This window comes from Rhodovarius sp., from assembly GCF_040399605.1.
Classification (GTDB): domain Bacteria; phylum Pseudomonadota; class Alphaproteobacteria; order Acetobacterales; family Acetobacteraceae; genus Rhodovarius; species Rhodovarius crocodyli_A.
The window spans coordinates 1-5,593 of sequence record NZ_JBBARU010000124.1 but is presented as its reverse complement, the minus strand read 5'-3'; the positions used below and the strand labels follow the sequence as shown (position 1 = coordinate 5,593).

Sequence of the window (5,593 nt, the reverse complement as noted above, 5' to 3'; positions counted from 1 at the left end):
GTCAGGCAGGAAATCCAGTTATCGGGCTGTCCGAATTTCCCGAGCCACCTCTGGCCATCCCGAACGCGGCGCGTTTCAGAATTGGGTTGGCCAGGGCTTTCGGGGGCTGAACCCGAGTGATGGCGAGGCAAGGACCACCGTCTGGGTGCGGGCGTATATGCGCGGTGGTCATTGGGTGTCTTCACATTTCAGGGGCACGCCGGGTCGCCACGGTCATGTCTTGCAGCACCTAAACCCGCCCTCTGTAGAAGGCGAGATAACGCCTACGTTGGTCATGCGTGGTCCGGTGCGGCCGCGCCCAACACAAACCCAACGGCCTTTACGGCCGAGGGAAGAGCGCCCGCCACCCCGGCAAGAACCCATCCCGCGCGAACGCATAACCGATGATCGTAACCGCGATCACACTGCGGAACTTCGCGATCGGAGCGAATGGGTTGGGCCTTTCCATCCCAATGGCGATCAATGGCGACGCCCAGGCGGCACGCTAGGTCGGGAAATTGATCTCATGCGTCTGCGACCAGTCGGCGAACCCGAGATCGTGGGCGAAGGCGTATTGCGATACAGGCTGGCCGATGGACGGATTGCGACCCTCCGTGCCAGCACAAGCCCTGGTTCGGAAGGCGTCAACACGCTTGAAATCGCTCAACCCAGCCAGTCACGAGGTCCTGCACGCTTCGATCAAACCGACAAGTTTCGGTATCCTTCCATTCCGGGGAGCCCATGATGATGAACAACAATCTTCCGCAGCCGCCGAGCGGCGCAGTCCTGCCCTCGCTTGGTGAGATACCCCGCGCGGGTTCACCCCAGCATCAGCGCGCGTATCTCGATGCAGGCTGGTTGATGCTAGAGACGTTCCGATACCGGAGCGGATTGCTTGGCAGTCGGATGTCCAATGCCTGGCTGGGCGAAAGGGGCTGGCGTGTTCAATTGATCGCCCATTGGGACCTGGCCGCTCTGGACGCCAACTCCACGACGCCACTCATTGGCGCGGTGCGCGACATGGGAGCCAATTCCCTGCTTGGGGGCGTCTTCGAGCCCCCGCCGGATCGGCCTGCGGCCATCTGGCGGATGCAGGTGACCCCTGACCATTTGGGCCGCTTTTTCGAAGCGCATGACGGCCGAACCGTTATGGCCTTTGACGAGGGCAGAAGCTTCGCCATTCATTCCGACGCTCAACACTATGCGATCTGCTGCGGCCCGCCGTGGTTTGTTCGCGCAGCGCTCCCAGAGGGTTGGATCGGCGAGGACGCGACCGATCAACTCAGACAGGATGTGGAGGTTGAGTTTGGCAAAGGCTGCCTCGACAATATTTTAGAGCACTACGCCCCTTTCATGCTCGATTGATCCACGCAGGTCTCACCGCGTGGCGATGGGCGTCTGCTCTGGGGCGCCCCGGAGTAGTGGCCGGCCATGTCTTTTTAGAAGGATGAGAAGAAAACTATCCCTGACTATTATCCTGGAATAAATTAGGAAAACATTCCACTAGTCAGGAGTGAACGATGTCACGGATCGTTCGAATAACTGAAAGTGATTTGCGTGCGGCCGTGGCGGATGAGCGCTACTGGCGGGTCGGCCATCCGGAACGCGGCGCGTTTCAGAATTGGGTTGGGCAGGGCTTCCGTGCTTTAAACCCAAGCGACGGAGCCGCGCGCAACACGGTTTGGGTGCGTGCCTATATGCGCGATGGGCATTGGGTTTCCGCGCATTGGCGGCGAACGCCGTCGAGCCATGCGACGGAAGGGACAGATATTGCTGGCACGCCTGCGGGCGACGCGAACGTCCATCTGGCCAATTGGTGGCGCAACTCCCTATTCCGTATCCTGCGCGGCCCTGCCGACGGCCGAGGTGGCGGCGTGCCGCGCAACCGTACGGCGCCACTGCCTCGCGAAAGACGGCTGGGGACGGATGGTCGGGATGTGGTCCAGGATTTGCGGGATGATGGCCGCTGGATGAGCCCAACGCGACGACATGTCGACCAATGGGAGCGCGGCGGCGGGGAGGCCCGGCGTGCGGCAGATTTGCAGCGGTTGCGGCCGACCGGAGAGACCCACATCACCGACAACGGCCATATCGTGCACCGTTTGGAGGATGGGCGCACAGCAACTATCCGTCCCAGCACAACGCCGGGCTACGATGGCAGGCCAACACTCGAAATAGGCACCCCCAAAGGTGGCTCTAATCATTGGGGTAGCACGATCACCGACAAATTTCGGTATTAAGGGGAACGGACATGTACGATCCACCAAACCCAGAAGAATACTTCCGTAATAACGATCTTGATAAGGATTTCAAGCGGGCTGGCCTGCGTGATCGGCAGGTCAAACTGCTCAGCGAGGCTGTTGAGATGCTCGAGGCGTTCCGGACACCGAGTGGGCAGGATGGCTCGCGCTTATCAAATGATTGGTTGGGCCGTCACGGCTGGAAGGTGCAGATGGTCCCAAGCATCGGATACAAGCTGCCCGATGAGGAATTGCTTGGTCCGTTGCTGCCCGCACTTCGTAGATACGGCATTACCATACTGCTTGGGGCATCTCTTTATCCGGTATTGCCAAAATTATCGCCAGTTTGGGAACTCGATTGGAATGAGGAAAAATTGGATTATTTCTTCGATATCCACCGCACTGGCTACCATATGGTCTGGGACGAAAAACGGCGTTTCGCCATACACGGCAATGATGGTGATTATGACGTCTATGCTGGCCCTGAAGACCTGATACGCGCTGCCCTACCATCATTTCTGCTCGGCGCCGCGGCGACACTGGAAAACAAATTAGGCATCGAGCAGGAACACGGCCCCGGCTGCATGGATGGCATCTTGGAGCACTACGCCCCCTTCATGCTCGACTGATCCGCGCCCTGGCCCCTTGAAGCGCCCCCCCGCCGATCCCCAATTCCATAGCATTGGAACGCTCCCCCCGGTTGCCGCGTTAGGGACCGGCGGAGCGGTTGCCTGGAAAGGGACATACCATGGATATTGAACAATTCACCGAACGTGCGCGCGGCTTCCTGCAAGCCGCTGGCACCATTGCCATTCGCGAATACCACCAGCGCATCACGCCTGAGCACCTGCTCAAGGCCATGCTGGATGACGCGCAAGGCGCCGCCGCCGGCCTGATCCGCGCCGCCAAGGCCGACCCGGCACCCGCTCTGGCCACGATGGATGCCGAACTCAAGCGCATCCCCGCCGTGCAGGGCGGCGGCGCCGGCCAACCCCAGGTCTCCACCGAATTGGTGCGGGTGCTCGACGCTGCCGAACAGGGGGCAAAAAAGGCGGGCGACGCCTTTGTGGCACAGGATCGTGTGCTGCTGGCGCTTGCCACCAGCGACACCCCCGCCGGACGCGCCCTGCGCGCCGCAGGTCTGGTGCCGGCCGCCTTGGAGGCGGCGATCGCCGAGATGCGCAAGGGCCGCAAGGTGGAAAGCGCCGGCGCAGAAGAAAATTTCGACGCGCTGAAGAAATACGCCAAGGACATCACCGAACTGGCGCGGGCCGGAAAACTGGACCCTGTGATCGGCCGTGATGAGGAAATCCGCCGCACCATCCAGGTGCTGGCCCGGCGCACCAAGAACAACCCTGTCCTGATCGGCGAGCCCGGCGTGGGCAAGACGGCGATTGTGGAAGGGCTCGCCCTGCGCATCATCCGCGGCGATGTGCCCGAGGCCCTGGCCCGCAAGCGGGTGATGTCGCTCGACCTTGGCGCCATGGTCGCCGGGGCGAAATATCGCGGCGAGTTCGAGGAGCGGCTGAAGGGCGTACTGAAAGAGGTGGAGGATGCTGCCGGCCAGGTCATCCTCTTCATCGATGAAATGCATACGCTGGTGGGTGCGGGCAAGGCGGATGGCGCCATGGATGCGTCTAACCTGCTGAAGCCGGCACTCGCGCGCGGCGAGTTGCATTGCATCGGTGCCACCACCCTGGCCGAGTACCGCAAGCATGTGGAAAAAGACGCGGCGCTCGCGCGGCGCTTCCAGCCGGTCTTTGTCGGCGAGCCCTCGGTGGCGGATACGGTGAGCATCCTGCGCGGCATCAAGGAAAAATACGAGCTGCATCATGGCGTGCGCATCGCCGACAATGCCCTGGTGGCCGCGGCGACGCTGAGCAACCGCTACATCACGGATCGCTTTCTACCCGATAAGGCGATCGACCTGATCGATGAGGCGGCGAGCCGGCTGCGCATGCAGGTGGACAGCAAGCCCGAAGAGCTGGACGAACTGGACCGCCGCGTCCTGCAACTCAAGATCGAGCGCGCGGCATTGCAGAAGGAGGAGGATGCAGCCAGCCGTGACCGCCTGACCAAGCTGGAGAAGGAACTCGCCGAGTTGGAGGAGAAATCCGGCGAACTCACCACCGAATGGGCCTCGGAAAAGGGCCGCGTGGTGGAAAGCCAGCAGATCAAGGAAAAGCTGGACCATGCCCGCACCGAACAGGAGTTGGCGGAACGCAAGGGCGACCTGAACCGGGCGGCGGAGCTGCGCTATTCCGTTATTCCCGGCCTCGAGAAAGAATTGGCCGAGGCCGGCGCGGGCGAGGGCAAGCTGGTCAATCAGGCGGTGACCGAGGAAGGCATCGCCGCCGTGGTCAGCCGCTGGACCGGCATTCCGGTGGAGAAGATGCTGGAAGGCGAACGCCAGAAGCTGCTGCGGATGGAGGATGAACTGCGCCGCCGCGTGGTGGGCCAGCAGGAGGCGCTGGAGGCTGTCAGCAAGGCAGTACGCCGGGCAAGGGCAGGGCTGCAGGACCCGAATCGGCCAATTGGTTCCTTCCTGTTCCTGGGGCCGACCGGTGTGGGCAAGACCGAGTTGGTAAAATCGCTCGCCGCCTATCTATTCGATGATGAGCGGGCAATGACGCGCATCGACATGAGCGAGTTCATGGAGAAGCACGCCGTCTCTCGCCTCATCGGCGCGCCGCCTGGCTATGTCGGGTACGAAGAGGGCGGCACGCTGACCGAGGCTGTCCGCCGGCGCCCCTACCAGGTCATTCTCTTCGACGAGGTGGAGAAGGCCCATGATGATGTCTTCAACGTGCTGCTGCAGGTGCTTGATGACGGCCGGCTGACGGACGGGCAGGGGCGTACTGTGGATTTCCGCAATTGTATCATTGTCTTGACCTCAAATTTGGGCTCGCAGGCCTTGTCGGAACTGCCTGATGGGGCGGATGTGGATGAGGCGCGGCCTGCGGTGATGCGCGCGGTGCGGGAGCGTTTCCGGCCGGAATTTCTCAACCGCCTTGATGAAGTGGTGCTGTTCGGCCGCCTGGCGCGGGAGAATATGGCCGCCATAGTTGATATCCAGTTGGCGCGGCTGCGCTCGCTGCTGGAGGCGCGGCAGATCACCCTGGAGGTGGATGGCGCAGCGCTGACTTGGCTGGGAGAGGCCGGCTACGATCCAATCTACGGGGCGCGGCCGCTGAAGCGGGTTATTCAACGCTCTGTGCAGGATCACCTGGCCACATTGCTGCTTGAAGGCGGGGTCCATGATGGTGACGTGGTTCATTTGGGCGCTGATTCGGAGGGTCTGACATTTTCTTCTGGTCGGGATTCCGCCCAATACCCCGCCAAAACCCTACGAAAAGGGATGAGTGGGTAACGGT

General features: G+C 61.9%; 4 protein-coding genes. All 4 read left to right on the top strand.

What is annotated here, in order from left to right; genetic code table 11:
- Positions 1-720: 720 nt before the first annotated feature.
- The gene (locus ABWP84_RS17880) at positions 721-1,344 is read left to right on the top strand and encodes a hypothetical protein (protein ID WP_353213381.1); all 624 of its coding nucleotides are present in this window, start codon (positions 721-723) and stop codon (positions 1,342-1,344) included.
- A 155-nt stretch (positions 1,345-1,499) separates the two neighbouring features.
- Positions 1,500-2,219: a hypothetical protein gene (locus ABWP84_RS17875; protein ID WP_353213380.1), complete on the top strand. Its 720-nt coding sequence runs from the start codon at positions 1,500-1,502 to the stop codon at positions 2,217-2,219.
- An 11-nt stretch (positions 2,220-2,230) separates the two neighbouring features.
- Complete coding sequence (locus ABWP84_RS17870) at positions 2,231-2,848, top strand: hypothetical protein (protein WP_353213379.1); 618 nt, start codon at positions 2,231-2,233, stop codon at positions 2,846-2,848.
- Between the two features lie 119 nt (positions 2,849-2,967).
- A complete protein-coding gene (clpB, locus tag ABWP84_RS17865; protein ID WP_353213378.1) occupies positions 2,968-5,589 on the top strand; it encodes an ATP-dependent chaperone ClpB in 2,622 nt (873 codons plus the stop codon).
- Positions 5,590-5,593 lie beyond the last annotated feature (4 nt).

What these genes read in the sequence shown, in the direction of transcription:
- ABWP84_RS17880 (WP_353213381.1), top strand. Translation starts at nt 721, where the DNA reads ATGATGATGAACAACAATCTTCCGCAGCCGCCGAGCGGCGCAGTCCTG.
- ABWP84_RS17875 (WP_353213380.1), top strand. Translation starts at nt 1,500, where the DNA reads ATGTCACGGATCGTTCGAATAACTGAAAGTGATTTGCGTGCGGCCGTG.
- ABWP84_RS17870 (WP_353213379.1), top strand. Translation starts at nt 2,231, where the DNA reads ATGTACGATCCACCAAACCCAGAAGAATACTTCCGTAATAACGATCTT.
- clpB (WP_353213378.1), top strand. Translation starts at nt 2,968, where the DNA reads ATGGATATTGAACAATTCACCGAACGTGCGCGCGGCTTCCTGCAAGCC.